Consider the following 26,883-nt stretch of genomic DNA (forward strand, 5'->3'; position numbering starts at 1 on the left):
GGGGCCTGGATGTCCGGCGGGTGCCGGAGGGTCAGGAGGCCGTGACCGCGGCCGCGACGAGCCGACCGATGGCCTGGCGGCGATGTTGCTGTCGCGCAGGATCGGCTGTGGCGTCGTCCAGGACGAGTCGGTCCAGGGTGGACAGCACCTGCCAACTGTGGCACAGCGACAGAATGGTCAGGAGCAGTTCTCGGGCCTGGGCATCGGTGAGCGAGGGAACTGCCCGGCGGATACCGGCGACTTTGTCGAGCATGCTTCGGTGTCGTTCGAGCTCGGCCACGGGGGCGCCGAGCTCGAGGCCTTCCCAGAACAGCAGCCGAGAGAAGGCCGGTGTCCGGCATACGTAGTCGAAATACCGCTCGGCGTAGTCGATCACCGCCTGCGGGCCGGTGCCGTCGATGGACACGGCATCGGCCAGTCTGGCCACCTCCCGCTCGACGACGATGGTGAACAGCCGATTCTTGGTCCCGAAGTATTTGTAGATGCGTTCCTTGTTGACCCCGGCCGCGGCGGCGATACGGTCCACGCGCGCCCCGGCGAGGCCGTGCTCGCAGAACTCCGCCGTGGCCGCGTCCAGTAAAAGCCGTTTGGTGCGTTCGGTGTCCCAGGCCATGGGCCTACCCTAACAAAATCTCCAACTAGATGGTTGCAATTCTGGTCGGACCTGGTGTCTACTCGATTTGCAACCAGTTAGTTGGAAATTAGGAGGGTTCCGTGTCCACTACTTGCGCCCCCGGTGAAGCCACCCGTGCAGCGCACGCCTTCCCGATGGCCGCCCCCTCGATACACGTCCGCGCCGTCATAACCTGGTTGGTCATATTTCCTCTGGTGGCCTTGGGTATGACCGTGATGGCCCCGTTCACCGGAGACTGGCCCCCGGTACTGCGTGCACTCGTCCTCACGGCCGTCGTGGTCCCCACCTCCGTCTACGTTTTGGTCCCACGACTACTCGCCGGTTACCAGCGGATCGTCGGTCGTTCGACCGAAAGGTCTCGCAGGCGGTGGGCGCCGTGGAACCGTCCGTCCGAGCCGGATGAAGGCCGGGTCGAATAGCGGTCGAGCCGGATCGTGCGGCGAGGAGAAACCCGGGGCTACGCGCCCTGATCGCGGTTTCCGTCGTCGCGGTCCGGCACGTCCCAGAAGGCGAGTTCGTGTCGCATACCGGTGCGGAAGAGTTGCTCGGCGCGCTCGGGATCGGTGACGGATTCGTCGAGCATCTGCGCGCAGCGGTGGGCGAGTTCGGCGAATCGGGGATCGGCATAGGTGTCGACCCACCGCCGGTAGCGCGGTTCGGCGGGCGGATTCCGGGCGAGCAGCGTTCCCAATGTCGAGTAACCCCACATACACGGGTACAACGCGGCCAGTCCATCGGGATAGGAGGCGGCCGAGTCGAGCAGAAACGACGTATAGGCGGCACACGGTTCGCCCTTGGTCGCGCCGGGTAGATCGGCTCCGAACTCGGCGGCCAGGTCGCGGTGCAGCGACAGCTCGTCGTGATAGGTCGAATACGCCAGATCGACCAGGTCTCCGAGGTGGTCGGGTGGGGCCTGCCAGGCCAGGCGGGCGAATACCCGCACATAGTCCAGCAGGAACAGATAGTCCTGTTCCAGCCATGATCGGAACACCGATTCCGGGAGATCGCCACGGGCGATACCGGCGACCGTCGGATGGTCGAGCTGTTCGAGGACCAGAGGTCGGCCGATGGTGTGCAGATACTCGGAGTACTCGGAGAAGCCCATGCCTCAGTGTGGCGTACGACCACTCGAAGGATTGCCGACTCGTAGGCGGCATACCTGAGCCCAACCGGGCACTGTTCGCAACGAGACAGGAGGTGGTCGTGAAGTACTTCGATACCGCTGGGCCGTGTCTGCCGGACCGGCACTATATTCTCGCCCGCGATCGAGCGTCACCCCAACGCCTGCCGCCATATCGCGCGTGGCCGGTACTTCGTGGCGCATGCGCCACGGCGGACGGGAAAGACCACCGGTCCGGCGGAGTTGGCGCATCGGCTCACTGCCGAAAGCGAGTATGTGACGCTGCATTATCGCTGCCCGGCCGTGGTGGTGCGGAAATCCGTGGCCGATCTCGCCGGCGCCGAGCAGAATCCTTGCCCGTGTTCGAGTTTCACGCAGAGCTGACCCCGGTGGACGGGCACGACCGTCTGCTCGATACGAGTGCGGGCCTCGACGGGTCGATGCTCGCATTGTGGACGACCGCGGAGGGCATGGAGATGCTCACCGCGCGATACCAGGATTCGGGTGGAGCATCGTTTCCGCGCAGCCGCGCCGAGCGTCCGGTGTCGGCGCGAGTGGTGATCTACGCGCCGCAGGTGTGCGCCGTCGTCCCGATCGCGGAACTGAGCTCCGCGTTCCCGACGGTGCAGACCTTCCCGGGCGGCGGGGTGTTGGTGGTCGGGAGCCGGTGTCGGTGGTCGCCGGAGGGCCCCGAGCACAATGCGGCCGTTTATGACCCGGATGGGTCGCTGGTGAGAGCCGGCGTCGTCGGTGACGGTATCGAGCACGTCGTGGTATCGGATTCCGGCGATATCTGGGTCGGCTACTTCGACGAAGGCATATTCGGGAACTTCGGATGGGGTGGTCCGGGACCTGAGCCGATCGGTAGGGCGGGGCTGGTTCGTTTCGATCGCTCACTGCGACCGGTATGGCACCTCGACGACCCCCATATGGCCGACTGCTACGCCCTCAATATCGAGGGTGATACGGCCTGGGCCTGCTATTACACCGAATTCCCGATCGCTCGGATCGTGGACGGCGACACGACGGTCTGGCAGACCCCGGAGGATATCGCCGGTGCGAAAGCCATGGCCGTGGCCGAGGGTCGGGTCGCGCTCTGCGGTGGGTACGGTCTCGACGGACAACGCCTGGTACTCGGTCGGCTCGACGGCGGACGATTTCATGTCGAGCGGGTGGATTCCCTCGACTTTCCGCGATCTCACGCATCGAACCACACCGCCCTGCACGGCCGAGGCGATACTTTTCATCTGATCGTCGATCGGCGTTGGTATCGAGCTCGTCCATTCGAATGACCAGCGGGTACGCGGTCCGGGAGCCGGAGAGGCGTCGTTTGACGGACTTTCGTCGGGAGCGGGCCGACCACATCCGATACGGCGCCGAACTTCCGGATCCGGTCGATACCGACCGCACCGCCGCGGTCGGTGTGGTGGTCGGTCAGAAACGCCCACCCGCGCTGAACCCGCCCGAATCGAACGACCCACCGAAGGAGGACGTGCGGTAGCCGCCGGAGGAACCGCCCGAACCGAGGCCGCCCAACATACCGCCGAGGAGGATGCCGCCGAGAACCGCACCGGTGTGGACCGTGCCGGTCGGCATATATCGCCCCTGCCATGCCTCCACGCTCATCTGCGCCTGCGCCAACGCCGTTCCGCCGAGTTCGGCGGCCCGACATGCCTCGGACAGAGCCTGATTCGGGTCGGTGTCCCGCAGCCGCCGCGCCTCGTCGAGATGGCGCTGCGCCTCGGAGAGTCGGGTGCGTGCCGTGGCATCGACCGCACCACGGCGGGGCGCGATGTAGTCGGCGGCGAACCGAATCCGGGTTCCCGCGTCGACGAGGGCCTGCTCGAGTTTGCGCTGTAGCTCCGCGGCCTCCAGTCGACGGCTCGAGGCGGCGGCGATCGCGCGGTCGAGGGCGGCGTCGGCGGCAACCGCGTCGTGGAAAAGGCCCAGGGGGTCGGATTCCCGGCGGGTTTCGGCGGCATCCAGTACCCGCCGCGCCGAGGTGGTGGCCGGGCCCAGGTCGGCGCCGCCGTAGTCGGTGAGTTCGTTCGCGGCGGCCAGATCGGTGCGCAGCTCCGCCAATACCGCCGGCAGCCCCTCCTGGGCCTGTCGGATATCCGCGCCCGCCCGCCGGACCGCTTCCAGCAGCTCGCGGGCCTGGCCGATGGATTTCTCGGCCGCTCGGATCGCCGCTACCGCGCCGCCCTGCTCACCCACCGGCCGGCGTAGCTCGGCGCGTCCGGAATCAATATTGTTCTCGGCGAAGGTAATTCGCTCCCGCGCCATGGCGATATTGTCCCGCACCGGGGCCAAGACCTCGGCCGGATAAGTATCGGTGAGGCGGCCCAGCTCCGCCTCCGCGTCCGGGATACGTCCGGTCACGTCCACCAGATCCCGAGTCAGGGTGTCCAGGCGGTCGCCCGCGTTGATGAGCAGATTCCGCATCTCGTCGAACTCGGTGACCCGGGCATCGAGTTCCCGGTCGGCGCGGCCGAGGGTATCGATCAACTCGAGCAACATGACCCGCTGCTCATCCGGAGTCTCCGGAATCGCGTCGTCGAGCCGTTGCCGCAACGAGAAAGCGTGCGCGACGGCCGCCCGCGCATTGTCCAAGGCGGTGCGAAACGGCAGGGTGGCGGTCTCGCCGAACTCCGCCACCGCCAGCTCCAGCTCCTCGGCGCTGGTGCGCACCGCATTGTCGACGGCGACGAGCAGCTCTCGTGAACGGGTGTGCAAAGTGTCCAGCGACAGCGAATTCAGCGCGGCGATATCCCCGGGTTCGATCTTCCGCGCCCGTGCCAACTCGGCTCGCTCCCGCTCACGCCGTCGTTTCCGGGAATACAACGCCAATACGCCGAGCGCCGCCGCGATAACCGCCGCGATAACCAGCACCGTCACCATATTGATCCCGCCCCCGGGCGCCGCCGCCGACCCGATCCCCTCGGCGGCCGCCACCCCCGCATCCGCCCACCGGTCGCTTCGCAGGGCGGGTTCGACATCCCGCGTGAGCACCGACTCCAGGTCCGAATCGGACACACCGCGCGGGCGTTCTCCGGTGAGGGCGTACTCGCGGCCCGCGACGGCCACCGCCAACAGCAGGTCCCGCTCGCCGAAACCGGACAGACGAGCCGTCCGTCCCGCCCACTGTTGCGGGGTGTGGCCCGCGAAGTCCCGCGCGTAATACACCCACAGCCGTATCCGGTGCTCGGCGTACAGTTCGTCCACCGCCGTGCGCACCCGGGCGTATGCGGGATCGTCGAGCGCTTCCGCCGTGTCCACCACATAGGTGTCCATCCGAGTGGGCGGCTCGGCCGTGGCGATCGGCACCCCCATCGGCAGGAGGACCGGCAGAAAGACGCCGAGGAGAAACCCGACCAGCGGGTGGGTACGGCGAGACGGCAGCGTCATGACCCGAATCTAGCGCGTGGCCGCCCGCCGGTCGCGTCTGTCGATAGAGTCGACATGTGATCGCCATCGACATCCCCTACACCGGCCATGTGTCCCCCGGCTCCGCACCGCAACGCCTCGATATCCCCGGCGCCCGGATGATCAAGATGGCGGTCGGCCCGATGGACAACAACACCTACCTGGTGCAATGCGCCGTCACCGGCGCCGCTTTGCTCATCGACGCCGCCAACGAGGCCGACCGGATCATCGAACTGATCGAACAGGAAGCCCCCGGCCGCGTCGGACTGATCGTCACCACCCACCAACACGCCGACCACTGGCAGGCCCTCGCCGCGGTCGCCGAGGCGACCGGTGCCCCCACCGCCGCCCACGCCCTCGACGCCGCCCCGCTTCCCGTCGCCCCGACCCGCACCCTCGCCGACGGCGACACCGTATCCGTCGGTGAGCTCACCTTCGAGGTCATCCACCTGGTCGGCCACACCCCGGGATCGGTCGCTCTCGCCCTCACCGACGGCTCCGGCCGGGTCCACCTCTATACAGGGGACTGCCTGTTTCCCGGTGGGGTCGGCAAGACGTGGAAACCGGAGGACTTCGACACCTTGTTCGCCGATGTCACCACCAAACTGTTCGACCGGTACGACGACGACACCATGGTGTATCCGGGACACGGGGACGACACCACCCTGGGCCTGGAACGGCCGCATCTGGACGAGTGGCGCGAGCGCCGGTGGTGACGTTCATTCCAGGTCGATCACCGTTTTCACCTCGTCGTCGGAGCGGGTGAACTCGTCGGCGACTCGGTCGAGCGGCACCCGGCGGGTGATCAGCGACGCCGTCCACGACCGGTCCGCGCGGGCCAGTATGTCGGCGGCCTTGCGGTAGTGACGCCTATTGGCGTTCACCGAACCGATCACCACGTCGTTTTCCAGAACGATCCCCCGGTTGAGCGCCCCGGCATCGATGTGGAGTGTCTGGCCTTCCGAGGACACACCGGTCAGGCAGGTGATGCCGTAGTGTCCGGTGCCGGCCATCGCCGCGACGATCACGGCCTTCGCGCCGGTGGCCTCGATCACCACATCCGGTTCGCACGCCTCGATCACCTGCTCCAGATCCCCGTGGTGATAGGTGGCGCCGAGCCCGCGAACCAGTTCCGGTTTCGAACCGTCGGTCACTCGATCCAGGACGTGGACCTCGAGGCCCTTCTGCACCCCGATCAACGCCGCCAACAGGCCGATCGGTCCGGCTCCGGTGACCAGCACACGCCGGGGCTCGAACCAACTGCGTCGGCCCACGTATTCGATCTGCTCCCAGGCCTTGGTCACCACACTCATCGGTTCGAGTAGGACTCCGACGTGTCCGAGTTCGGGGTCCACCCGCACCGCGTAGTCGGTTTCCACTGTCCACAGCTCACTGCCGTATCCGTCGAGTTCCTTGATGCCGCGTTCGCGGTAGCGGCCGTTGCGGCACATATCGAACTCTCCGTGCGCGCATGCCCCACACGGTTCGGGGTCGGGTCGACGCACCACCCCCACCACCAGATCCCCTTCGGCGAAACCCGATCCGGCGGGGGCCCGAACCACCCGGCCGAGGGATTCGTGTCCGAGCACCAGCCGGTCGCGGCCAGGCGGGGCCGTGCCGTAGGCGCCGTGGGCGATCTCCTTGTCCGTGCCGCACACTCCCAGCGCGATTCCTCGGACCAGCAGTTCGTCGTGGCCTGCCACCGCGTCGGGCACCTGCTCCACCCGCACCGAATCCCGTTGTTCCGGCCGCACTGTGATTGCCAGCATGCGCGGCGACTACCCGGTCCACCGCCGACCATGCCACGGGGTGGTCGCGCCGATGCTCAGGCCAGGTTCATCAGCTGCCGGCGCAGCCAGGTCAGTGGGGTGGTGCCGCCACCCACCTGGTACGACGGGTAGCTCTGATGGATACCGGATTTGATGAAGTCGTCGATCTGCTTCTTACGTTCTTCGTAGGCGGCACCGTTGAGTTGATCGTGCAGCAGACCGAGACCACCGGCGGCGAGGACGTCGTTGAGGAGGACGCTCGCCTGTTGCTGATAGTTACCGAACTGGGCGGGGTCCGGGTTGGAGATCTGGGCGAAGAAACCCGCGATGCGGGCGGCGAAATCCCCGGCGGGGGTGGAGCAGTACAGGTCGCCGATCGCGCAGAAGGTGTAGGTCCGTGGGCCGAGCAGACCGAAGCCGCCGAGGCGGGGACCGCCGGCCCCGGCGCCGGGAACCGCCGGGCCGATGAGGTTGTCGGTGGGGGATCGGCGCGGGTCGGCGACGAGCCCGACCAGGGCGACCCGATGCGGCGGTACCACGCCGAGGCCGGTGCCGATCTCGGCGGCGAGATCACCGGCGGCGTCGGCGCCCTGGCTGTAGCCCAACAGGGCGTAACGGGTTGCGCCGCAGCGCTGTGCGGTATCGGCGATCAGGGCGCGGGCACCGGCGATGGCCTCGTGCTTGGAACGGCCGTAGACCTCGCCTTCCCAGGGGAACGCGGTCGCCGAGTAGGCGACGTAGTCGGTGCGGGTGTCGCCCGGCAGATCGTCGGCGACCATGGCGAGCATCCCTTTGCCGGGGTCGGATTTCGAGGTTTCCCACGTGCCGGGGATGACGACGACATGAAGGTCCGGACAGGCCGTCGGGGCGGCGTGGGCGGCGGTGGTGGTGACGGTCGGTGCGGCGACGGCGGCGAGGGCGATCGCCAGGTGGACGGCGGTGTTCTTCCAGCGAGAAAACATTGGTACTCCGTGTGTTCACCAAGCGGCCACAGTCCGCCCGCCGGCCGTTCGGAGACCATCTACGCAGCCGTCGCGGATGCTGTCTGCCGGTTCCAACGCATTGAGTACATGGTGTGTGACAACAGAATTCGGCGCCATGACCGTGTGGTGGTCCGCTGCGTGGGCGCTCGTATTCCGAGTGTTCTACTACGTCACGGGCAACCGAGATTCGCTTCGACAGCAGTTTACCGGCGCCGTCGCCGCGACGGCTTCCTCGACACACCCGAACGAGCGCTTCGCGTGCGACCGGATGGATCGGTTTCCCGTTTCCGGTGGGCGCCGGTCTGTTCACCATCGGTCCTACGGGCGGACGGTGACCGTGAACTGCGGGCGGAACGGCCGCGTACGACGCCCACGAACTCCTCGACCGTCTCGGTGGTCGCCGCGGCGGGCCAGGCCAGGGCGATCCGTGTCGGCTCGATATCGGTGACCGGTCGATACACCACATCGCGTCGGGTGTGCAGGCGGGCGATGGAGTGGGGGACGACGGCGGCGCCGACACCCGCTGCCACCAGTTCGATCGTCATCGCGGCGGCATCGAGGTCGTCGGCGTCCTGCATGCGCTCCTCGGCCAGATCCGCGGTGGTGACCTCGGTGAACAGCGAGATCGGGTGCTCCTTGGGCACCACGACGACCGCCACCTCCTGATACAGCGGAATAACGTTGAGGCCCTCTCGTTCGATCGGCAGCCGAACGAAGCACATATCGACCCGGCCGGTGCGCAATGCCACCAGTTGCTCCGCCCCGGCCACCGGGAGCATCTCGAGTGGAATATCGGGGAACCGTTCCCGCCAGATCCGCTCCCATTTCGACACCGTGACCCCCGGGACGAACCCGATCCGCAACCCGGGATTCGGTCCGGGCGCGGATTCGGCGCCGGCCGCATCGAGCCGGGCCAGGGTCTGTCGGGCTTCGGCCAGCAGCTCGCGTCCGGCGTCGGTCAGCCGGGTCGGTCGCGCCCCCGGCACGAACAATGCCGTGCCCAGCTCCCGTTCCAGGTCGATGACGGTTCGGCTCAGCAGTTGGCGGGGAATGTGGAGGTTTTCGGCTGCCCGCGTGAAATGCAGCTCTTCGGCGACGGCGACGAATCGGCGCAGTCGTGTCACCTCGATGGAATCGGCCCGGCTCATTGCAGGCAGCGTATTGCACCTGCCCGGTGAGGCGGTACGGGTGGGCCGGATACGCTGGGGGAGTGAGTTCGGAGAAGAAACCGCAGATGCTGAAGCCGCTTACCGCGGCGAACAAGCTGGGCATTTACCTCGAGGCCGCCCCGGAGAGCTTCCGGAACTCACCGATTTCCCGAGAGGACCTCGACGCATTGCGTGCCGATCCGCCGGAGTGGCTGAGCGAACTGCGCCGGCGTGGGCCGTTCCCGCGGGATGTGGTCGCCCGCAAACTGGGCATCTCCAACAGCGGCCTGGCCCGTGCCGGAATCTCCGACGCGCTCACCGCCGACGAGATCGCCGCCCTGTCGGCCGACCCGCCGGAATGGCTGCTCCGGGAACGGGAAAGCTACGCCGCGGTCCGGCGGGAAAACGAACGGATCGAAGCCGAGCGGGAGCGCCGCCGGGCCGCGTCGAACCGGTCCGCCGGTAAACGGCGATAGTCCTTTTCGGACGGACCGGTCCGATACGAGGTCGTACCCGATCGGACCCGCGGGCTTCGTGGTCTCGTGGGGAAATCGTCACGGATAACGATTCGATCGAGAACTCCCACCAAGGTGGTTACGGTTGCGGGTGGATCGAGAGAGCCTCGGGTACTCGATAGGGCCGTTTTCGCACCCGAAAACCGGCTCCCACCAGGTCGAACCCGTGTCGTTTCCGCTTTCCGTCCCACTGTCTTCGCCCCGATGAGGCGGCACGGCCGGGTGCGGAGCTGCCGGCACACTCGACGACGTGAATTCGGCACCTCTGCGTACGCGCTCGGTATCGGTGAGGGAATCCAAGGTGACATCGGGGCTCGGCGCCGGGATGCTGCGCTGGGGAAGGCGGCTGCTCGGCGGAGCCATATTGATGGCATTGGTCCTGGTCGGGGGAACCGCGGTGCGGGTATGGCAGGTGGCGCGAATCAACGACTACACCCCGGCGGACGCGATCGTGGTGTTGGGTGCAGCACAGTACTCGGGGACGCCGTCGTCGGTGTTCGAGGCGCGGCTGGATCAGGCGTACAACCTGTTCGAGGCCGGGGTGGCGTCATTGGTGATCACGGTGGGTGGAAAGCAGGAAGGAGACCTGTACACCGAGGCCGCCTCCGGGAAGAACTATCTGATGGAGCGCGGGATCCCCGAGAAGAACATCCACGCTGTGGAAACCGGCTCCGACACCTTGCGCAGCGTCGAGGCGGTGGCCGAGGCGATGCGGGCGCGCGGACTGTCCTCGGCCGTGCTGGTGAGCGATCCGTGGCATTCGCTGCGCACCCGAACCATGGCGCGGGATACCGGACTCGACGCCTGGACCGCGCCCGCCCGCACCGGTCCGGCCGTCTACACCCGAGAGTCACAGCTGCACGGAATCACCCGGGAAACCCTGGCGCTGCTGTGGTATCAGCTCACCCACTTCTCCGCGGATTTCGAATACACCGCGCAGCAGTGACCTCGTCTCGGATCCGACGGGTGCCTTCCTCGACACCCCCGGAACGTGGACACGCGGCGTTCGGTTTGCCGAGTGACGGGCGGGAGCGCACCATCACCGCGTGATGTGGGATCAGGGTGATGCGGTGCGGATGCTCGCACCGTCCGAGCAGCGTTTCGTGCGGCACGGAACCTACACCGGACGCACCGTGTCGGTAATAGGTCGACTCGATATCGATGCCCTGCGAATAGCGTTCGCGGCATTGCGTCAGGAGTACCCGATACTGGTCTGCCGGATCGGTATCGATGCGGCCGGATACGGTCATCTGCTCAGACCTTCGCCCTTCGGACCTTCGGGGTTGTGGGTCGGTTACGGCGATCCCACGACCGTGCGATTGCCGGCCGCGCAGTTGGATCCGGGTGAGCAGTTGGCGTATCTCGACGTGGTGTGCTCGTCCCGCCCCCGAGCGCGAGTGACCCTGTTCGTACACCACGCCGTCGCCGACGGCGGGTTCTGCGTGGAGCTGTTCGCGCGGCTGTGGGATCACTACACCAGTTGGATGGAGACCGGCACCGCGCACATCGTCCGCCGCCCCTACCCCGAACCCCTGGAGCGGCATCTCGAACTACGCGGAATCACCCGTGGGACGCGTTCGGGACTCGAACGGGCCACCCACCCGCTACCGGTGGACACCACGGCCCCATACCTCGTCGGCTCCGACGGGAAACCGGCCGAGCCCGGCGAGAACTCGCTGGTGCGCCCCTGGCGACTCGTCTTCGACCGCGCCGATACGAGCCGGATCGTCGAATGGAGCCGTGCGCATCGGCTCACGGTGAACGCGCTGCTCACCGCGGCCGTCCTGCGCGCATACGCGTCGGTGACCGGGCCGTCCGTGGCTCCGGTCCACCTCGGGTGTCTCTATCCGGTGGATCTGCGGTCCCGGCTGGCCCCACCCGTGCCGGTTGCGGCGGGGACCAATATGGGTGGGCTCGCGTCGTTCGCGGACGATATCGACGAGTCCGTGGATCTGGTGGAGTTGGCGCGGCGGGTGGCGACGGTACTGCGCGACGATCTCGCCGACGGCGTTGTCGCGCAGTCGGCGCTGCATTTCCCCGACCATTTCGGTCCGAGTCGGATCTATTCGTCGGCCGGTCATATCGCGCTCACCAACACCGGGGTGGTGCCCGCCCCACGCACCCCGGCAGGTCTGCGGATCACCGACTACGAGATCGTCTACCTGTCCGCGCATCCGCGCCCGTCGCAGGGGGCGTCGGCGGCCGTCACGGTCCTGTCCTATACCTTCGCCGGACGGTTGGCCGTCGCCGTACTGGGCGGCCCCGACCCGGGACGGTTACTCGATACCGTCGCCACGGAACTCGGCGCGCCGGTACACCGGGAGGAGCCGCCGATGGCGGGCAGCCCGATCGGGTAAGTGGCGTGAGTTCGACGACCCGTCACCCGGTGGTGTGCGCACGCACGCCGTCCGGACACCACCGGGTGGCAGACTTGGGCCGATGAGTTACACCGAGCACGATCGGGAACGCATGGTCGGGGAAACCCCGAAAACCGCCGGGTTGGTCCCGAACGGAGCCCCCGGCAACGGGCACCGCAGCGATTTCGCACGTGATCGCGCCCGGGTGTTGCATTCGGCCGCGCTCCGCCGGCTCGCCGACAAAACCCAGGTCATGGGTCCGCGCGATGGCGACACCCCGCGCACCCGGCTCACCCACTCCCTGGAGGTTGCCCAGATCGGTCGCGGTATCGCCGAAGGCCTCGGCTGCGATCCGGACCTGGCCGAACTGGCCGGTCTTGCGCACGATATCGGCCACCCGCCCTACGGTCACAACGGTGAGAAGGCCCTCGACGCCTTCGCCGAACGTTATGGCGGTTTCGAGGGCAACGCCCAGAACCTGCGCATCCTCACCCGGCTCGAGCCGAAGGTGCTCGACGCCGACGGCCACAGTGTGGGCCTGAACCTCACCCGTGCCGCCCTCGACGCCACCGTCAAATACCCGTGGCAGCGCACCGGTCCCGGCACCAAATTCGGCGCCTACGAGGTGGACATCGACCGGTTGGCCTGGGTCCGCAAGGGCGCGCCGCCGCGCCGGCAGACCCTCGAATGCCAGATCATGGACTGGTCCGACGATGTCGCCTATTCGGTGCACGATGTCGAGGACGGCATCATCGCCGGTCGGATCGATCTGCGTGCCCTCGCCGATCCGGTGGAACGGATGGCGCTGGCCGAACTCGGGTGCGGACGCCATCCCGGACTGTCGGTGGACGATCTGGTCGCCGCCGCGCACCGACTGTGCGAACTGTCCGTGGTCACCGAGGTGTTCGACTACGACGCGACCCTGTCCGGGTCGGTCGCGCTCAAACGGCTCACCAGCGAACTCGTCGGACGGTTCGCCAATGCCGCGGTGGTGGCCACCCGGGAAGCCTGCGGGGCGAACCCGGTTCGCTACACCGCCGAACTGGTGGTTCCGCCGATAGCGGCGGCCGAGGTCGCACTCCTCAAAACGGTCGCGCTGCGCTATGTCATGTCCGATCCGGATCACAAACTCCGTCAGGCCGAACAACGCGCCCGTATCACCGCGGTCGCCGAACACCTGCTGGCCACCGCCCCCGCCGGCCTGGACCCGCTGCTGTTGCCCTGGTGGGACGCCGCCGGCGACGATACCGAGCGGGTGCGGGTGATCGTCGACCAGATCGCCTCCTACACCGAAAGCCGGCTGGAACGAATCGCGGCGGCATTGCCCGGCTGACGGTCGCGTCGGACCCCGGGGTTAGACTCTCGAGAGTGCCCGGACGAATACCTGATCGCGATATCGCGGCGATCCGCGAACGCGTCCGGATCGAGGATGTGGTCGGCGAGTACGTCGCGCTGAAAAGCGCAGGCCCCCACTCCATCAAGGGGCTGTGCCCGTTCCACGACGAGAAATCCCCCTCGTTCCACGTGCGTCCTCACCTGGGCTTGTTCCACTGTTTCGGCTGTAACGAGGGCGGCGATGTCTACGCCTTCCTGCAGAAGATCGAACACATCGGTTTCGTCGAGGCCGTCGAACAACTCGCCGACCGGATCGGCTACCGCATCAACTACGAGGGCGGCGGCACCTCGGTGCAGCGCGACCGAGGCACCCGTGCCCGGCTCGTCGCCGCCAATGCCGCCGCGCACGAGTTCTATATGGCCCGGCTGCGCGAACCCGACGCCGCCACGGCCCGCCGTTTCCTCGCCGAACGCAACTTCGACGAGGCGGCCATGACCCAGTTCGGTTGCGGCTACGCCCCCGATGGCTGGGACACGCTCACCAAACACCTGCTGAGCAAGGGATTCGAGTTCAAGGAGCTGGAGGCGGCCGGTCTGTCCCGGCAGGGCCGCCGTGGCCCCATCGACCGGTTCCACCGCCGGCTGCTGTGGCCCATCCGCAACCTCGGCGGTGATGTGATCGGCTTCGGCGCCCGCAAACTCTTCGACGACGACACCATGCCGGGTAAATACGTCAACACCCCGGAAACCGTGTTGTACAAGAAATCCCAGGTGCTGTTCGGTCTCGACCACGCCAAGCGGGAGATCGCCAAGAGCCGGCAGGCGGTGGTGGTCGAGGGCTACACCGATGTCATGGCCATGCATCTGGCCGGGGTGAAAACCGCTGTCGCCGCCTGCGGTACCGCCTTCGGTGACGAACATTTCGCGGTACTGCGCCGCCTGCTCATGGACGACAACTTCTGGAGCGGTGAGATCATCTTCACCTTCGACGGTGACGCCGCCGGTCAGGCCGCCGCGTTGAAGGCGTTCCTCGGCGACCAGAAGGTCGTCGGGAAGACATTCGTGGTGATCACCCCCGACGGCCAGGACCCGTGCGAGCTGCGGCAGCGTTCCGGCGATGCGGCGCTGCGCGATCTGGTGGCCCGTCGCGAACCCCTGTTCGACTACGCGCTGCGTCGCGAAATCGCCAAACGCGAGGACAGTCGCACCCACACCCTCGGTTATGAGAGCCAGGTGGAGGTCATGCAGTGGGCGGTGCCGATCGTCGCCCAACTACGCGACCACGGACTGCGTAAACGCTATGCCACCCAGCTGGCCGAATGGACCGGCTGGCACGATCCGGCGATGGTGCACCGTCGGGTCACCGAGGAGGCCCGGCGGCTACGCGGTGCCGCGGCCGGGACACCGGCCCGAGGTGGTTCCCGGGCCAAGAACGGCGGCGCGGAGGTCGCCGACCATCCGGCGGCCCGCCCCGACCCTCGCGACCCCACTCTCCTGTTCCAGCGGCAGGCCCTGGCCGCCGGTCTGCAATATCCGTCGATCGCCGGCCCCGCCTTCGACGCCCTGGAACCGGACGCCTTCACCCATCCCGCCTACCGCACCGTGCGCACCCTCATGGCCGAGGCGGGCGGGGTCGCGGCGGGTCGTTCGGGCGCCGACTGGGTCAACGCCGTCGGTGACCTTGCCTCCGATCTCACCATTCGCGCCCTCATCTCCGAACTCGCCGGTGAACCGCTTCCGGTGAAGAGCACCGACGATATTCCCCGGTTCATCACCGGGGTCCTGGCCCGCGCCCAGGAAGCGCTGGTAGGCCGGCAGATCGCCGAACTGAAATCGAAACTGCACCGGGTGTCGTCCACCGACCGGCCCGATGAGTACATGGCGTTGTTCGGCGACCTGGTGGCGTTGGAGCAGTACCGCAAGAGCCTGCTCGAGCAGGCCATGGGCAATTACGGCGACTTCGCCACCGGTTAGGGCGCGGTCCGCGGTTTCAGTTCGCGGGGCGAATATTGCGGTTGAACCGGAACATGTTCGTCGGGTCGTGGCGCGCTTTCAGCTCGGCGAGCCGAGCGTAGGTCTCGGGGCGGTATCCGGCCCTGGTCTGCGCTTCGTCGGCGGCGTGCCCGGCGCCGTACAGGAAACCGAGAATGTGCCCGACGGTCCACGGCGCCAATGCCGCTCGGACGGTGGCGGCGGGTTCCCCCGGTTCCGGTTCCGGTCCGGGCATGGTGATGGCGCGCACCACGTAACCGGCCGTGCGGTGATCGAGTGCCGGATCGGGATGACGGGGTTCGCGCAGGGCCCCACCCAGGTGCCGGATATCGATCACCACGCCCAGCCCGGCGTCGGGACCGGCCACCGCGAGCAGTGCCTCGATCGCTTCGGGGGTGAGGTCGTCGAGCAGCGCGTTGGTCGCGGCATAGGCGTGAGGATGGTCCGGGTCGGCATGGATGGTGTGCGAATCGGTGTAGGGCATGGCGCGCAGATCGTCCTCGAGCGGTGTGCCGATCGCGCGCAGCGGGGCGACGAGACGTTCGCATTCCTGGGTGTCGCCTTCGGCGGCGATGCGGATGGAGGCGGCGAACCGACCTCGTAGCGGTGCCGGGACCTGCGGGATATCCGGGTAGGCGAGCATGGTGAATGTCGAGGTGACCGTATCGGGTGCGGTCGCCGTCCAGTCCCGCCACACCTTCAGCGCCCGCGGGACCGACGGCGTGTCGAAGACGAGCCGGCCCCCGAATACGTCGGTGACCGGCACCAGACCCAGCTCCAGCGCGGTCACCACCCCGAAGTTGCCGCCGCTGCCCAGGACGGCGCCGAACAGTTCGTCGCCCGGCCGCAGTGTGTGGACCCGGCCGTCTGCGGTGACGAGTTCGATGGTCCGTACGTGATCCGCCGCATAGCCGTATCGACGGGCCAGCAACCCGACACCGCCGCCGAGTGTGTATCCGACGACACCAACCGAGGGTGACGAGCCGGTCAATGGCGCGAGCCCGTGCCGCGCCGCCGCCTCGATCAGCGCACCCGCCCGGACCCCGGCCTGGATCCACGCGCTTGCGCTCACCGGGTCGATCTCGATTCCGGTCATGCCGCGGGTGCTGATCAGCACACCACCCTCCGCGGCGACGGACAGTCCGTGTCCGGTGGCCTGCACCGCCACCGGCAATGCGTACCGGGCCGCGAATTCCACTGCCGCCCGGACATCCTCGGTGTGCCGCGCGGCGACGACCACGGCCGGACGGTGCCGGTAGGCGGTCTGGAAACCGGCGATCTCCTGGTCGTACTCCTCGGTCCCCGGACGTCGTATCGGCGCCGGGAAAGTGGCCGATTCGGCCTCGGCCGCGGCGGGGAGTTCGGTCTTCTCCAATGCGCTGTATCCCATACCTGCGACGATGCCGCACTTGATTTGATAAGTGAAACAGTTTGTTATTACCTTTGCGATAATCAAGAGTTATGGAGCTTCGGCAGCTGCGCTACTTCGTCACCGTGGTCGACGAAGGCGGTTTCACTCGTGCCGCACACCGTCTGCACCTGAGCCAACCCGGGCTCAGCGCCCAGATTCGGCAGCTGGAACGCGAACTCGGCCAACCCCTGTTGGACCGGGCCGCGCGCCGAGTGAAACCCACGGAGGTAGGCGCCGCGATACTGGCCGATGCCCGCGCCGCGCTCGCCGCCGCGGAACGGATCACCCACACCGTGGACGAATTCACCGGGCTGCTGCGCGGACAGGTCCGGGTCGGCCTCATCTCCGGCGCCGCGTCGGAAGAATTCGATCTGGTCCCCGTACTCGCCGCCTTTCACGAGGACCATCCTCAGGTGGGTATCGGCCTCGCCGAGGACACATCGGAACGCATGCTGGCCGCGCTGGTACGCGGGGACCTGGATATGGCGCTGGTCGGTCTGGCCGACGCGGAACTCGATCCGGGGCTCGGCGTGGACGTGATACTCGACACCCGCTTGGTCGCAGCCGTCGCCGCCCACGACGACCGGTACGGCCAGGTCATGCCGCTCACCGACTTACGTGACCGGCCGCTGATCTGCCTACCGGCCGGCACCGGGCTGCGCGGCGCTCTCCGACACGCCTGCGCGGCCGTCGGTTTCACCCCCGATATCGCTTTCGAAGCGGCGGCGCCACGCCAGTTGCTGCGGCTCGCCGCGCACGGATTGGGTATTGCGGTCGTCCCGGAGCTCACCACCGAGGAGGAAGAGGAATTCGGCGTCCGGACCCTGCCCATCGTGCAACCCGAACTGCGCGGCCGATTGGCCCTGGTCTGGCGCACCGATCGGCCCACCGTGCCGGCGGCGAAGGTTCTGCTCGGCCGGTTGCGCACAGCCCTCGGGTCGGGCGGCGTGTGAGGGGCAGACCGCCGCGATCGAAATCACCTCCGATGCGGTGGAACAAGATCGGCAACGCCGTCGCCGAACGGATGCCGCCCCCGATGCGGTGTGGCTGCCGTCTCAGCGGCGCAGCTGATCGTGCGGCACCATGAGCGTGGTGCGCTCGTCGATAGGCTTCATCGGCTCGAGCTTCGGTTGGGTGCTGAGCGAATCCGCCAGCTTCTGCCGCCCGATCTGCACCAGCTTGCGCGTCACCGGGCTTGCCGCGATCGCGCGCGCACCGGCGCTGATCTGCTCATAGCGCGCCCGCCCGGCCCTACTGCCCAGCACGTAGCCGGCACCGACGGCAATGATCAACCGCAGCATGTGGTCGAGCTCCTCCCAATCGTGACGTGCGGACACCATCCTGCCCGACGCCCACCACCCATGTCGATCCGCACCGCCGCGCAGCCCCCGGTCAACCCCGGTATTCGTCCGGGCCGCACGCCTGCGACTACGCGATTTGGGGGCTCGACCCTTCATAGGCTAGAGTTTCTCCTCGGTCCGACCGGAACGGGCGGGCCAGGGTAAACAATCCCCTATAGCTCAATTGGCAGAGCAGCCGACTGTTAATCGGCAGGTTACTGGTTCGAGTCCAGTTGGGGGAGCAGAAACAGCAGGTCGAGCCGTAAGAGCGTGTGGCCTGCTGTTGGTTTTTATCGATCACCAAAAATTTCCGCACCAATCTTTCATTCGTTCGAACGAGATGGTGATCGTTCTTCGTGAGTCCATGCCTTCGAGAAAGGCATCAGGCCGATCAATCCGAATCATCCGACCGCGCGTCACGCCGCCGATCCATCGGCGACCACCTGAGTGGTGAGGTGCCCGCTGTCGGCCCGTTCGACGAACAAGTCGAAAGGCCGGGTGTCGTTCCTGCCGTACTCCATCGTCCCGACCCGCATCGTCGAATACCCGCGGGCACAATTGCACACCCCGTCCGCCTTTTCGGCTTTGGAGGTGTCGTGAATGGCCCCTACATCGGAATCTCGACCTTGTCCGACAGGTCACGGTCATATCCGACCCGAACCGGCGGCCCGGAGCAGTTCGAACGGTATGTCGTGCTGGGCGTGGACGAACGGTGACTTGATATCGACGGTGAGTGGGTTGCCGAGTGAGAAGGACCGCCCATGATCGATGGCCACGACCTGCGTGTGCCCCTCCGCTATGACCGTGCGGTAGTTCCCCGTATGACGAATCCTCGCAAAATCCCCACCTCGCTTCCTCGGCTACGGCCATGGGAGCGAACTACTTCAAGGCGTGCCTCGTCGGATGCCGGGGCCAACGAGTGAGATCGCCTCGGGTTGTGGCTGCGGTGAAGGCCGTCCACTCGGCCGAGGTGAAGAGCAGGGTGGGGCCGGATGGGTTCTTCGAATCACGAACGCCCACGAGATTGTTCGGGAGGTAAGCAACTTCAACGCAGTTCGCGTTACCGCCGCTATGGCTGCTCTTGAACCACATGACCTTGGCGCTGCCGACCATGCCGTGCAGGGCCGACTCTCGAAGGATGACATCGAATGTCGCCGGTTGGTGTTTACGGGTGATCCTCATCTGCCGACGCATCCGCAACTTCACCCCCCCGGGCGTGTTCCTCAACGCCGTCATCGGGGTACACAGAACGGATGAGCACGCTCGCGTACGCGGAAGTCGGTAGCAACCCTGGCGCCGGCTCTGGTTCGTAGGTGGTGAGCCGCTGGGCCGATGCCTCCAGCCCGACGTAGAAGTCGAAGTTCTCGGGCATTACGTCGCCGTATTCGTACCATCAGTTCTTCTCATTGCCCTGGGCCGCCAACCCTTTCATGGCTGTGGTGTGTTCGGCATCGAAGCCGTAAACCTCGCACAGCGCGTCGAGGTCACCTTCACGTGCGGCCATCGTGCCCATCTCCATGCGTGGCAGGGTGCTGCTACCGCGGCCGATCAGGTCCGCTGCCTGACGCAAGGTGAGTCCGCATTCCTCCCTGCCGTTGCGCAGGTACTTTCTCAACTGCTGCCGTGCCAACGTCGAGCCGTCACCCGACATGTTCGCCTCCCTCCCAGGCCTTCCCTCGTGTGCATCAGCAGATCACGCCGGGATCGGCTCGGGTCCCGAGATGCGCATTTCCATGCAAACGATGCATAAGACCAGGACATATTGCAGAAATGGGGCAGGTCGAATGCAGTGATGACGATCGAACCGGCTCGGGCGGCCGTCCACCCGGCCGGCGAAGCCATCGAAGGGCGGCATCGGCGCAGTCCTCGGGGCCGGTGTTGAAGGCAATGGCCGCGGCGGGGGCATGTTGCCGGACCCGATTGATCACTTTCTCGAACAATCCGAGCAATGGCTCGTGTGTGCGGATACCACCCCCGATCACCACGCAGGCATAGTCCTTGCGGGTCAGGGCCGCCACGATCGCCCCTTCGGGGTCCTCGTCGAGTGCCACCTGGCAGTAGTCGGCCTCGATATCGAGTTCTGCGAACCGGTTCTTCTCTAGGGACAATTCCTTGTGAGCGCGATTGTCGACGATGATTCCCGTATCGATCGGGACCATCCGTACCTTCCTATGTGCATCAGGTCGTGTCGATACGACCATGCGTGCTTCGGGAACCGGGATGTTCCGGTGGTGACGTTCGAGCGGGTATGAGTGCCGTTCCACGGGATCGTCGGGGAGATGTCAGAACAGGTTTCCGCGGTGACACAGGCTTCCGGTGCGCCAGGAAGGCCCGGGGCGACTCGCATCGGAATCGAAGGTCCATTCGTCGATGGGGCCCGCGTTTTTCCAGTACAGGGTGCCGTGGGAATCGACGGAAACCTTGTACACGTATTCACGGCCCTCGACGAGTTGGTATCCGACGCAGTGGTCGTTGTGGTCGGTGCCGGGTTGGTGTGCTCCTACGCTGAACGAATCGGCCGGGTGTCCCAGGGCGCCCGGATTGTGGACATTGCTCGGGTCGTCCGTCGAGCCGCCGCGCACCCAGTGCGGTATACCGACATCGGTTGTCTCGCAGTGGAAATTCCTGCCGCCCGCTGTGACGGTTGTTCCGGAAGGGTACGGGATTCCGGCCCATAGGCACGGTTGTGCGGTTTCGGACGCGGGGGCGGGGGGTGCGGTGACGGCCGATCCGATAACGGCCGTGATGCTCGCCGCCAGCGCGATGGATGCGTACCGCATCGGTGCTGTTCGTGCGCCTCGAACTTCGGATGGACAATGGTTTTTCGGTCCCGTGTTCATGGTCGAGCTCTTTTCTCGGGATCTGTCCGTGCCGTGTCGTGGCAACATGTTTCATCACATATTAGGTAATGAAGCTCAATATATGGACGCTTTTCGAATTTATTCCTGATTTTTTGCAATCCGGAGGTGGGTGAGTCACCTTTGTGATAGGGGGTCCGGACGCTCGGGTAACGACTGCCATCAGGGGCATTGTGTCATCCGATGATTTCCATCCGCCGTCGGCGAGTTGGCTCTTACCGAAAATTATGGACCACGATCGGAGTCCGATCCGGGCGCGCCATCGCTCACCGCCCGCCTCGACATCCGGTCGCTCGAGCCGGCTCGGAACCGCACGATATGGCTGAAATGTGTTATCGGCGAGGGAATATGGTGTTGGCTTCTCGACCGCTGATCGGTTTCGTCCGGATCATGCGAATGCACAATCGATCCGGTTGAAATTCAGTAGTATTCATTGGTCGACGCGCGATTCGATCCTGAGCCCAAGGGGGGCGGAAGGGGACGTCGAATCGTGACCATTGGAGTTGCGAGGAGGGCGCATGTCCGTAACTCCATCGGTGCGCTCGAGCGCCGAGGAACGAGTTTGGCCCCGGGGAACACTCATGGCCAGATTGTCGGGGCGGGCCGGAAAAGACCTGTTGGCTCGGGCACGTCCGCGTGCGATATCGGCGGGGACGGTGTTGATGAGCCAGGGCGAGAAGCGCGACCATGTCCTTCTGCTTCGTTCCCGGGATGCGGAAACCGATGCCTGTGTGAAGATCAGCGCGACATCGCGCAGCGGACACGAGAGTCTGCTCGGTATTCGGGTCAGTGGTGATGTGGTCGGTGAGCTCGCCGCATTACGTGGTACACCCAGGACGGCGACGGTGACCACCTGCGCGGCGACTCTCGTGCACAGCATTCCACGTGACTCGTTCATCGCGTTTCTCAATGAACACACCGAGGCCTGGGAAGCCATGTGCCGCATGATCGCCGACCGGTTGGACTGGGCGAACCGTCGCCGGCTTGAGTTCACAGGTTATGACATCCCGGATCGGCTGGCCAGGGTGCTGTTGGAGTTGACCGAGCAATACGGGCGGGCGACGGCGAAAGGATATGACCTGGGGGTCCGGCTGTCGCATGCCGAGTTGGGGAAGTTGATCGGCGCGAGTGAGGACGCGATCGGGCTCGGTTTGCGTCGGTTGCGCGCACGACGGTTGGTGACCTCGGCGTATCGCAGCGTGACGATCAACGACCTGGATCGGTTACGTGAGTTCGCCGACGCCATGTGAATGAGTCCGGACCCCTGAATTTTCAGGAGTTTCGGTTTCCGATCCGTGCCACGCTCGGGGCGAGAGCCGTGCCGGGATGGCTCTCGCGGGGATATTCGCAGAGGGAGAGGTCTGTGGAAAAGGAAGTTGCTTTCAAACGGCGTTTGTTGATGTCGGTCGATGCGAAGGATTACGGCGCGGGGGACGACCGGCGTCAGTATGCCTTTCAGGATGCGCTCGTGAGGGTGTTGGACCGGGCCGCGGCTCGTTCGGGATTGGAGCGATCCACCTGGATCAAGCAGCCCGCGGGAGATGGTGAACTGGCGATTCTGCCATCGGAACAGTCGGAGCTGGAACACGTGGTCGTCGACGATTACGTCCGTGAGCTGGCGAATGCGCTCCGGGCGCACAATCACGATCTGCGTGACGAAGCCCGCCTGCGGCTGCGTCTCGCGATTCACTATGGGCCTTTCGCTCCGGCGGAGAACGGGTATGCCGGTCAGGGTGTTCTCACGGTCGCTCGACTGGTGGACGCCCCGCCGGTCAAGGAAACGCTCGAGGCGGTCCCCGCGGCCTGTCTCGCCGTGGTTCTCTCCGAACGGATATACATCGATACGATTGTGAATCGGCATACGTCACTGTCCGGGGACATGTTTCGCAAGGTGCGGATCCGGAACAAACAGTTCGACGGCGCCGCGTATCTGTATCTGCCGGGGCACGATGTTCACGCGATCCCGTTGTCCGAGGTGGATACGGTCGAGAAATCCGATTCGGATCGCACGGAGGTGGGTGCCGGTCGATATCGGCCGGCACCCGGTGAGGCACCGCCCGGCGTGAACACCACGATAAATGGTTATGTGAACATTCCCAGCGGCGTCATCGGTGTGGCATGGAATCGATGACGGAGGCGCCGGAACAGGGAAGTCCGGTGGGCGATATCGCGGCGGGTATGGCGGAACCGTCCGAAGCGATACCACGGGAGAACGGTGATCCCGTGAGGCCGTCGGACGAGTCGGTCCCGGAGCAGGAGGCCGGGATCGATGCCGATCAGATCAGACAGCTCAAACAGATATTCAACGGTCCGGTCATTGCCGACGGTGGTCGGTTCGGAATATTTACACACCCCACCGGGCCGGGGCGCCGCGAGGGAAGGATCGGCGGTTCCGAGATCGGTGAAATTCTGGCGGGTTTCGTTCCGCCGGAAGGTTACGATGCCGCTTTCGAAGCGTTGAGTGTCGACCATGTGGTCGTATTGAGGGGCCGGACCGGAACCGGGAAACGCACCGGGGCGCTATCTCTGCTGCGTGAGGTCATGGCGGGGGACCTGTTCGTCCTGCCGCCGATGAACGATATGGCCGGTCTCGCGGATCGGGAGTACGAAGCCGGGAACGGATACCTGCTCGAGGGCGTGGACGGAATTGCCCACGGGCACACGGAATTCAACTGGCGTCGAATTCGTGACCGCCTTCGTGCCGCGAATGCCTGGCTCGTGGTGACCGATGGTTCCGCGGAAACACCTCCGTCCGATCCGGTGGTGGGTGTGGCATGGGTTCGCCCCGACCCGCGGGCACTACTGACGGCGTGGTTCGGTGTCTCGGTCGGTCGGGCCGCCGATGCGCGGATAGGCGCGGAACTGGACGCTGTCGTAGCGGAATTACCGGATGATTTCCGGGTCGCGGAGCTGCGTGAGGTGGCACGGCGCGTCTTCGCGGGCGAAGGCGCTTCTTCCGCGCTACGGGTACTGGACTTTTCGGCTCAGAAGCGGGTTCGGGAATGGTTCGACTCGGCCGAGGCGCGAACGACGAGACAACTGCTCGAGGTCACCGTCCTGGTGTTTCTGGACCGAGTCGGTATTCGTCTCTTCGAGACATTGCTCGAACGGCTGGAACATCGGTTCGCCGAGCCGTCCGTGCCCGAGCCGGAGGAACCTGTGGCCGACGGGGCAGGAAACCTTCCCGATCATCGGCGAGCGTTGTTCGAGGACACCGGCCTGATTCGTGTCACAGACGGCGGATCTCGCGAGTTTCCGAAGCAATGGGTCGAGTTCCGAGAGGCTTCGTATCGCCGGTATGTCCTGGTGGAACTGTGGAAACGCATGGATACCGGGTACTGGGACACCGTTTGCGCGTGGGTGGGGGAGGTGATCACCGGTAGGAACGAAACCCATACGTCGCTACGCCGGTCCGTGGCGGACGCGCTCGGCGTATTGGCGTCGGTGGCCGTCGAAGAGGTGCAGGAGATGTATCTCGTGCCCTGGTCGAAGGGGAAAAACGGTGTGGTGGGACGGAATATGGCCGTCCTGGTCCTGTGGTCCATGTGTTTTTCGGAGCAGCGCGCCCCCTTTGCGCTGCGGACAGCGGTGAAGTGGGCGGAGGCGAGCAATCGAGCGCAACGACTGACCGCCGCCCTGGCCTTCAGCGGAGAGCTCGGTGTGACCTACCCGGACGAAGCCTGTCGACAACTGTGGCGGCTCGTCATCGGCAGTGATGATCCGAGAGATCGGTCCTCCGCGCAGGCGAGCCTTGTCGCCATGCTCACCGATGATTCCGCGGCCGATGCGGTATTGGCGATGCTCGAGGACGAGCATCGTCGGGACGATGCGGACCGGCGGGATCGACCGGCCGCCATGAATGCGACGGCCGCGCTGTTGACCTGCCCCGACGACACCGGTATGGACGGCGCCAGGCTCATGGCATACGTCCACCGGCACCGCGAGCGGTTACCCCGGGTGGCCGGGCTGTGGGCACTGCTGCTGCGCTACCGACCCTGCCGGCGTCGCGCGCTCGACGGTTTGCTCTCCGGCCTGGGAGCCCTGGCGCAGCACCCACCGGCGCCCGAGGAGACGGCGCGGGAATTGGGGGCGGCGCTCGCCGCCGAACTGCCCGCCCGGGAGCGGGTGGCGCTGGTACACGACCTGACCGTGCGTCTGGAATGGCTCACTCGCCGGCGAACGAATCCCTCGATACCGGATGGCCGTCGAATCGACGCCCTGGTGCGAATTCTGTTGACGTCCGTGGAAACGGACCATTCCATGTGGAGAACGTTCGATGAGATATCCCATCGTTGAACAACGCAATCTCGGTCCCGCCCACAGGCGAGGGCTGCGCCGACGTACCCGACGCCCCGGCGAACTGCCGATCCCGAATGCACACGAGGTGTTGGTCTACCGGGTTGCCGGCCGGTTCGTCACCGACAGCGGAGAATGGGGGCCCGACCACAAGCACGTGGTCGACGCGAATCACGTCAGCGTGGTCGATATGACCGTGAACGCGCCCGTGCTCGTGGTTCTGGCGGTGCCGACGGCCGATGCGAGCTTCTTCACCGTTCAGGTCACCTTCGAGTGCACGGTGGTGGACCCGGCTCTCGTGGTCCGCAATGGCAGAACGGACGCCCGGAACTCACTCGAGGGGTACCTGCGGAGCGCATACCGGTTGTTCGAGCTCGGACAGGATTTCCACCTCGTCGATATTGCCGGGTTTCGACGCGAGATCACGGCAGGTATCAGCGATTTCGTCCGGGAATCACCACCGTTCGACCCCGGAATCGAGACGAGGCTCGGTGGGATAGAGGTGACGCTTCCGAAAGACCTGGTCGAGTTCGAACAGCAACGTAGAAAGCTGTGGCATCAGAACATGCTCGCGGCCGAGGAATCCGGCCTCGTCCACAGCCTTGCCCGCAGATTGCAGGATCAGGAACAGGAGTTGCGAGAACTACGGCAGCTGCACGAGCAGATGCTGGAGCGGGACCTCGGCGCGTATCGGCTGGACGAGGCCCAGAAGTATTACGACAGGATCGGCTCGAACCCGCTGCTGGCGACCTATCTGGCCGTGGTCGGCGGCGAGATCGATCCGCGCGAGTTCGCCGAACGGTTGAGCGTGCGGGAGGAACGCGAACGAGACCGGCGCAACGAGATGACCGATCGTGTGTGGCGTGAACACCTCGACGCACTGAAGGTCTGGATGCGACGTGGGGGAGCCGACAATGTCAATGTCGACCCGGACAAGTTGGATCGCCTCTTCGACCGTTTCGTCGACGAAACCGTTGCCGCGCTCGAGACATTGCCCGCGAAGGACCGGAGGGGCTCGATCGAGGCGCGTCGGTCGCTCGAGGGGAGCGCCGATGTCGAGTGATCGCACGGATGTCGGGAAGCCGCGTCGAGCCGTGGGGCCGGTAGAAGCCGCGGCACGCATGGTGCGTCGATGGGGCACCGACGATCGGGAGGCCATCCAGAACACCTGGCGAGTTCTGGAGCTGGTGCTCGCACAGATCAAGCACGCGGAGACCAAGGCGATCGCCACCCTGGCCACCGCCGGGGTGCTTGGGCAGGTGTTGTTCACCGTTGTCCGGGCCGTTGGGGGCGAAGGTGGAAGTATCGTGTCGTTCGGCGCGGCCGTCTCCGCCGCCTTCGTGCTCTGCGCCGGGTTCTTCTCGATATGTGTGCTGTGGCCACGACTCAAAGCCGCCGAGACATCTCGCAACCTGTTCTATTTCGGCCGGTTCGCCGGCGACACCGACCTGACTCGCGACGCATACGTGCAGGCTCTGGTCGAGTTGAATCGACACCCCGAACACATGGTCGACCAGTTGGCGGCCCAGGTGTGGGACAACGCCGCCATCGCATACCGCAAGTACCGGCTCGCCAATGCGGCCGTTGCCGGCCTGCTGGCCGCGGTTGCTGCGCTGGCCATAACCGGTTGCGTCTTTCTGACGCAGAACGCCTGAGTTCGGAATGCGCCGATGGTCGTGTGTGGCCGAGGTGGACGGTT

Annotated in this window: 28 protein-coding genes and 1 tRNA gene; 15 read left to right on the forward strand and 14 right to left on the reverse strand. The window is 66.0% G+C overall.

Annotated elements, in window-relative coordinates:
- Window positions 1-31: 31 nt before the first annotated feature.
- On the reverse strand, window positions 32-613 hold the full coding sequence (locus ON32_RS06805) for a TetR/AcrR family transcriptional regulator (RefSeq protein WP_040789630.1): 582 nt from the start codon (window positions 611-613) through the stop codon (window positions 32-34).
- A 101-nt stretch (window positions 614-714) separates the two neighbouring features.
- On the opposite strand from ON32_RS06805, the gene ON32_RS06810 reads away from it, so the two are divergent.
- Window positions 715-1,053 carry a putative antibiotic biosynthesis monooxygenase gene (locus ON32_RS06810; RefSeq protein ID WP_051132937.1) on the forward strand — a complete coding sequence of 113 codons (339 nt, stop codon included), beginning with the start codon at window positions 715-717 and terminating at the stop codon, window positions 1,051-1,053.
- Window positions 1,054-1,091: 38 nt separating this feature from the next.
- Here ON32_RS06810 and ON32_RS06815 read toward each other — a convergent pair whose 3' ends face one another.
- Window positions 1,092-1,739 carry a TenA family protein gene (locus ON32_RS06815; RefSeq protein WP_040789632.1) on the reverse strand — a complete coding sequence of 216 codons (648 nt, stop codon included), beginning with the start codon at window positions 1,737-1,739 and terminating at the stop codon, window positions 1,092-1,094.
- 374 nt (window positions 1,740-2,113) lie between these two features.
- On the opposite strand from ON32_RS06815, the gene ON32_RS26920 reads away from it, so the two are divergent.
- Window positions 2,114-3,046: a YxiH-YxzG fusion protein gene (locus ON32_RS26920; protein WP_051132938.1), complete on the forward strand. Its 933-nt coding sequence runs from the start codon at window positions 2,114-2,116 to the stop codon at window positions 3,044-3,046.
- 142 nt (window positions 3,047-3,188) lie between these two features.
- Here the strand turns inward: ON32_RS26920 and ON32_RS30485 are convergent, their stop codons facing one another.
- A complete protein-coding gene (locus ON32_RS30485) occupies window positions 3,189-5,162 on the reverse strand; it encodes a TPM domain-containing protein (RefSeq protein WP_040789636.1) in 1,974 nt (657 codons plus the stop codon).
- A 56-nt stretch (window positions 5,163-5,218) separates the two neighbouring features.
- On the opposite strand from ON32_RS30485, the gene ON32_RS06835 reads away from it, so the two are divergent.
- Window positions 5,219-5,896 carry an MBL fold metallo-hydrolase gene (locus ON32_RS06835; protein ID WP_040789638.1) on the forward strand — a complete coding sequence of 226 codons (678 nt, stop codon included), beginning with the start codon at window positions 5,219-5,221 and terminating at the stop codon, window positions 5,894-5,896.
- A 3-nt stretch (window positions 5,897-5,899) separates the two neighbouring features.
- Here ON32_RS06835 and ON32_RS06840 read toward each other — a convergent pair whose 3' ends face one another.
- From ON32_RS06840 to ON32_RS06850, 3 genes are all read right to left on the reverse strand, one after another.
- Window positions 5,900-6,949, reverse strand: a complete 1,050-nt coding sequence (locus ON32_RS06840) for a glucose 1-dehydrogenase (RefSeq protein ID WP_040789640.1) — start codon at window positions 6,947-6,949, stop codon at window positions 5,900-5,902.
- A gap of 56 nt (window positions 6,950-7,005) precedes the next feature.
- On the reverse strand, window positions 7,006-7,911 hold the full coding sequence (locus tag ON32_RS06845) for a cutinase family protein (protein ID WP_040789643.1): 906 nt from the start codon (window positions 7,909-7,911) through the stop codon (window positions 7,006-7,008).
- 224 nt (window positions 7,912-8,135) lie between these two features.
- Window positions 8,136-9,080, reverse strand: coding sequence for a LysR family transcriptional regulator (locus tag ON32_RS06850; RefSeq protein WP_040789645.1), 945 nt, complete (start codon window positions 9,078-9,080; stop codon window positions 8,136-8,138).
- A 62-nt stretch (window positions 9,081-9,142) separates the two neighbouring features.
- Between ON32_RS06850 and ON32_RS06855 the strand changes: the two genes are divergently transcribed.
- The 5 genes from ON32_RS06855 to dnaG all read left to right on the forward strand — a co-directional run bounded on the left by ON32_RS06855 (window position 9,143) and on the right by dnaG (window position 15,261).
- A complete protein-coding gene (locus ON32_RS06855; protein ID WP_040789647.1) occupies window positions 9,143-9,556 on the forward strand; it encodes a DUF5997 family protein in 414 nt (137 codons plus the stop codon).
- A gap of 289 nt (window positions 9,557-9,845) precedes the next feature.
- Window positions 9,846-10,541: a YdcF family protein gene (locus ON32_RS06860; protein WP_040789648.1), complete on the forward strand. Its 696-nt coding sequence runs from the start codon at window positions 9,846-9,848 to the stop codon at window positions 10,539-10,541.
- 103 nt (window positions 10,542-10,644) lie between these two features.
- Window positions 10,645-11,952, forward strand: coding sequence for a phthiocerol/phthiodiolone dimycocerosyl transferase family protein (locus tag ON32_RS06865; protein ID WP_051132939.1), 1,308 nt, complete (start codon window positions 10,645-10,647; stop codon window positions 11,950-11,952).
- An 82-nt stretch (window positions 11,953-12,034) separates the two neighbouring features.
- On the forward strand, window positions 12,035-13,285 hold the full coding sequence (locus ON32_RS06870) for a deoxyguanosinetriphosphate triphosphohydrolase (RefSeq protein WP_040789651.1): 1,251 nt from the start codon (window positions 12,035-12,037) through the stop codon (window positions 13,283-13,285).
- 35 nt (window positions 13,286-13,320) lie between these two features.
- A complete protein-coding gene (gene dnaG, locus ON32_RS06875) occupies window positions 13,321-15,261 on the forward strand; it encodes a DNA primase (RefSeq protein ID WP_040789654.1) in 1,941 nt (646 codons plus the stop codon).
- 16 nt (window positions 15,262-15,277) lie between these two features.
- Here the strand turns inward: dnaG and ON32_RS06880 are convergent, their stop codons facing one another.
- Window positions 15,278-16,669, reverse strand: coding sequence for an FAD-binding oxidoreductase (locus ON32_RS06880; RefSeq protein WP_040789656.1), 1,392 nt, complete (start codon window positions 16,667-16,669; stop codon window positions 15,278-15,280).
- 71 nt (window positions 16,670-16,740) lie between these two features.
- Between ON32_RS06880 and ON32_RS06885 the strand changes: the two genes are divergently transcribed.
- Complete coding sequence (locus tag ON32_RS06885; RefSeq protein ID WP_040789658.1) at window positions 16,741-17,643, forward strand: LysR family transcriptional regulator; 903 nt, start codon at window positions 16,741-16,743, stop codon at window positions 17,641-17,643.
- A gap of 102 nt (window positions 17,644-17,745) precedes the next feature.
- Here the strand turns inward: ON32_RS06885 and ON32_RS06890 are convergent, their stop codons facing one another.
- Window positions 17,746-17,991 carry a hypothetical protein gene (locus ON32_RS06890; protein WP_040789834.1) on the reverse strand — a complete coding sequence of 82 codons (246 nt, stop codon included), beginning with the start codon at window positions 17,989-17,991 and terminating at the stop codon, window positions 17,746-17,748.
- A gap of 208 nt (window positions 17,992-18,199) precedes the next feature.
- Between ON32_RS06890 and ON32_RS06895 the strand changes: the two genes are divergently transcribed.
- A tRNA-Asn gene (locus ON32_RS06895) sits at window positions 18,200-18,272 on the forward strand.
- 402 nt (window positions 18,273-18,674) lie between these two features.
- On the opposite strand, the gene ON32_RS30490 is transcribed toward ON32_RS06895, so the two are convergent.
- The 6 genes from ON32_RS30490 to ON32_RS06915 form a co-directional block, all read right to left on the reverse strand.
- Window positions 18,675-18,806: a hypothetical protein gene (locus tag ON32_RS30490; protein ID WP_281032219.1), complete on the reverse strand. Its 132-nt coding sequence runs from the start codon at window positions 18,804-18,806 to the stop codon at window positions 18,675-18,677.
- 103 nt (window positions 18,807-18,909) lie between these two features.
- Window positions 18,910-19,266: a DUF397 domain-containing protein gene (locus ON32_RS06900; RefSeq protein ID WP_281032220.1), complete on the reverse strand. Its 357-nt coding sequence runs from the start codon at window positions 19,264-19,266 to the stop codon at window positions 18,910-18,912.
- Window positions 19,196-19,402 (reverse strand): Scr1 family TA system antitoxin-like transcriptional regulator, encoded by a 207-nt coding sequence (locus tag ON32_RS30780; RefSeq protein ID WP_051132940.1) that lies wholly within the window; start codon window positions 19,400-19,402, stop codon window positions 19,196-19,198. The genes ON32_RS06900 and ON32_RS30780 overlap by 71 nt, the downstream gene beginning before the upstream one ends.
- A 21-nt stretch (window positions 19,403-19,423) precedes the next feature.
- Window positions 19,424-19,681 carry a helix-turn-helix domain-containing protein gene (locus ON32_RS26930; protein WP_051132941.1) on the reverse strand — a complete coding sequence of 86 codons (258 nt, stop codon included), beginning with the start codon at window positions 19,679-19,681 and terminating at the stop codon, window positions 19,424-19,426.
- A gap of 34 nt (window positions 19,682-19,715) precedes the next feature.
- On the reverse strand, window positions 19,716-20,189 hold the full coding sequence (locus ON32_RS06910) for a hypothetical protein (protein WP_174361605.1): 474 nt from the start codon (window positions 20,187-20,189) through the stop codon (window positions 19,716-19,718).
- Window positions 20,190-20,312: 123 nt separating this feature from the next.
- Window positions 20,313-20,810 carry a hypothetical protein gene (locus ON32_RS06915; protein WP_040789662.1) on the reverse strand — a complete coding sequence of 166 codons (498 nt, stop codon included), beginning with the start codon at window positions 20,808-20,810 and terminating at the stop codon, window positions 20,313-20,315.
- A 596-nt stretch (window positions 20,811-21,406) separates the two neighbouring features.
- On the opposite strand from ON32_RS06915, the gene ON32_RS06920 reads away from it, so the two are divergent.
- The 5 genes from ON32_RS06920 to ON32_RS06940 all read left to right on the forward strand — a co-directional run bounded on the left by ON32_RS06920 (window position 21,407) and on the right by ON32_RS06940 (window position 26,839).
- Window positions 21,407-22,138 (forward strand): Crp/Fnr family transcriptional regulator, encoded by a 732-nt coding sequence (locus ON32_RS06920; protein WP_040789664.1) that lies wholly within the window; start codon window positions 21,407-21,409, stop codon window positions 22,136-22,138.
- Window positions 22,139-22,251: 113 nt separating this feature from the next.
- Window positions 22,252-23,019 (forward strand): hypothetical protein, encoded by a 768-nt coding sequence (locus ON32_RS06925; RefSeq protein WP_051132942.1) that lies wholly within the window; start codon window positions 22,252-22,254, stop codon window positions 23,017-23,019.
- On the forward strand, window positions 23,016-25,184 hold the full coding sequence (locus ON32_RS06930; RefSeq protein ID WP_040789665.1) for a hypothetical protein: 2,169 nt from the start codon (window positions 23,016-23,018) through the stop codon (window positions 25,182-25,184). The genes ON32_RS06925 and ON32_RS06930 overlap by 4 nt, the downstream gene beginning before the upstream one ends.
- Window positions 25,165-26,247: a hypothetical protein gene (locus tag ON32_RS06935; RefSeq protein ID WP_157224108.1), complete on the forward strand. Its 1,083-nt coding sequence runs from the start codon at window positions 25,165-25,167 to the stop codon at window positions 26,245-26,247. The genes ON32_RS06930 and ON32_RS06935 overlap by 20 nt, the downstream gene beginning before the upstream one ends.
- Window positions 26,237-26,839 (forward strand): Pycsar system effector family protein, encoded by a 603-nt coding sequence (locus tag ON32_RS06940; protein ID WP_157224109.1) that lies wholly within the window; start codon window positions 26,237-26,239, stop codon window positions 26,837-26,839. Before ON32_RS06935 ends, ON32_RS06940 begins: the two co-directional genes overlap by 11 nt.
- The last annotated feature ends 44 nt before the right edge of the window (window positions 26,840-26,883 follow it).

Origin of the sequence: Nocardia paucivorans NBRC 100373 (assembly GCF_000308675.1) — a bacterium.
In the GTDB taxonomy this organism is placed as follows: domain Bacteria; phylum Actinomycetota; class Actinomycetes; order Mycobacteriales; family Mycobacteriaceae; genus Nocardia; species Nocardia paucivorans.

What these genes read in the sequence shown, in the direction of transcription:
- ON32_RS06890 (WP_040789834.1), bottom strand. Translation starts at nt 17,991, where the DNA reads ATGCTGCGGTTGATCATTGCCGTCGGTGCCGGCTACGTGCTGGGCAGT.
- ON32_RS06865 (WP_051132939.1), top strand. Translation starts at nt 10,645, where the DNA reads ATGTGGGATCAGGGTGATGCGGTGCGGATGCTCGCACCGTCCGAGCAG.
- ON32_RS06935 (WP_157224108.1), top strand. Translation starts at nt 25,165, where the DNA reads ATGAGATATCCCATCGTTGAACAACGCAATCTCGGTCCCGCCCACAGG.
- ON32_RS06840 (WP_040789640.1), bottom strand. Translation starts at nt 6,949, where the DNA reads ATGCTGGCAATCACAGTGCGGCCGGAACAACGGGATTCGGTGCGGGTG.
- ON32_RS06915 (WP_040789662.1), bottom strand. Translation starts at nt 20,810, where the DNA reads ATGCGGTACGCATCCATCGCGCTGGCGGCGAGCATCACGGCCGTTATC.
- ON32_RS06880 (WP_040789656.1), bottom strand. Translation starts at nt 16,669, where the DNA reads ATGGGATACAGCGCATTGGAGAAGACCGAACTCCCCGCCGCGGCCGAG.
- ON32_RS06910 (WP_174361605.1), bottom strand. Translation starts at nt 20,189, where the DNA reads ATGGTCCCGATCGATACGGGAATCATCGTCGACAATCGCGCTCACAAG.
- ON32_RS06870 (WP_040789651.1), top strand. Translation starts at nt 12,035, where the DNA reads ATGAGTTACACCGAGCACGATCGGGAACGCATGGTCGGGGAAACCCCG.
- ON32_RS06885 (WP_040789658.1), top strand. Translation starts at nt 16,741, where the DNA reads ATGGAGCTTCGGCAGCTGCGCTACTTCGTCACCGTGGTCGACGAAGGC.
- ON32_RS06930 (WP_040789665.1), top strand. Translation starts at nt 23,016, where the DNA reads ATGACGGAGGCGCCGGAACAGGGAAGTCCGGTGGGCGATATCGCGGCG.
- ON32_RS06920 (WP_040789664.1), top strand. Translation starts at nt 21,407, where the DNA reads ATGTCCGTAACTCCATCGGTGCGCTCGAGCGCCGAGGAACGAGTTTGG.
- ON32_RS30780 (WP_051132940.1), bottom strand. Translation starts at nt 19,402, where the DNA reads ATGCCCGAGAACTTCGACTTCTACGTCGGGCTGGAGGCATCGGCCCAG.
- ON32_RS06940 (WP_157224109.1), top strand. Translation starts at nt 26,237, where the DNA reads ATGTCGAGTGATCGCACGGATGTCGGGAAGCCGCGTCGAGCCGTGGGG.
- ON32_RS26930 (WP_051132941.1), bottom strand. Translation starts at nt 19,681, where the DNA reads ATGTCGGGTGACGGCTCGACGTTGGCACGGCAGCAGTTGAGAAAGTAC.
- ON32_RS06815 (WP_040789632.1), bottom strand. Translation starts at nt 1,739, where the DNA reads ATGGGCTTCTCCGAGTACTCCGAGTATCTGCACACCATCGGCCGACCT.
- ON32_RS06900 (WP_281032220.1), bottom strand. Translation starts at nt 19,266, where the DNA reads ATGACGGCGTTGAGGAACACGCCCGGGGGGGTGAAGTTGCGGATGCGT.
- ON32_RS06845 (WP_040789643.1), bottom strand. Translation starts at nt 7,911, where the DNA reads ATGTTTTCTCGCTGGAAGAACACCGCCGTCCACCTGGCGATCGCCCTC.
- ON32_RS06850 (WP_040789645.1), bottom strand. Translation starts at nt 9,080, where the DNA reads ATGAGCCGGGCCGATTCCATCGAGGTGACACGACTGCGCCGATTCGTC.
- ON32_RS06805 (WP_040789630.1), bottom strand. Translation starts at nt 613, where the DNA reads ATGGCCTGGGACACCGAACGCACCAAACGGCTTTTACTGGACGCGGCC.
- ON32_RS30485 (WP_040789636.1), bottom strand. Translation starts at nt 5,162, where the DNA reads ATGACGCTGCCGTCTCGCCGTACCCACCCGCTGGTCGGGTTTCTCCTC.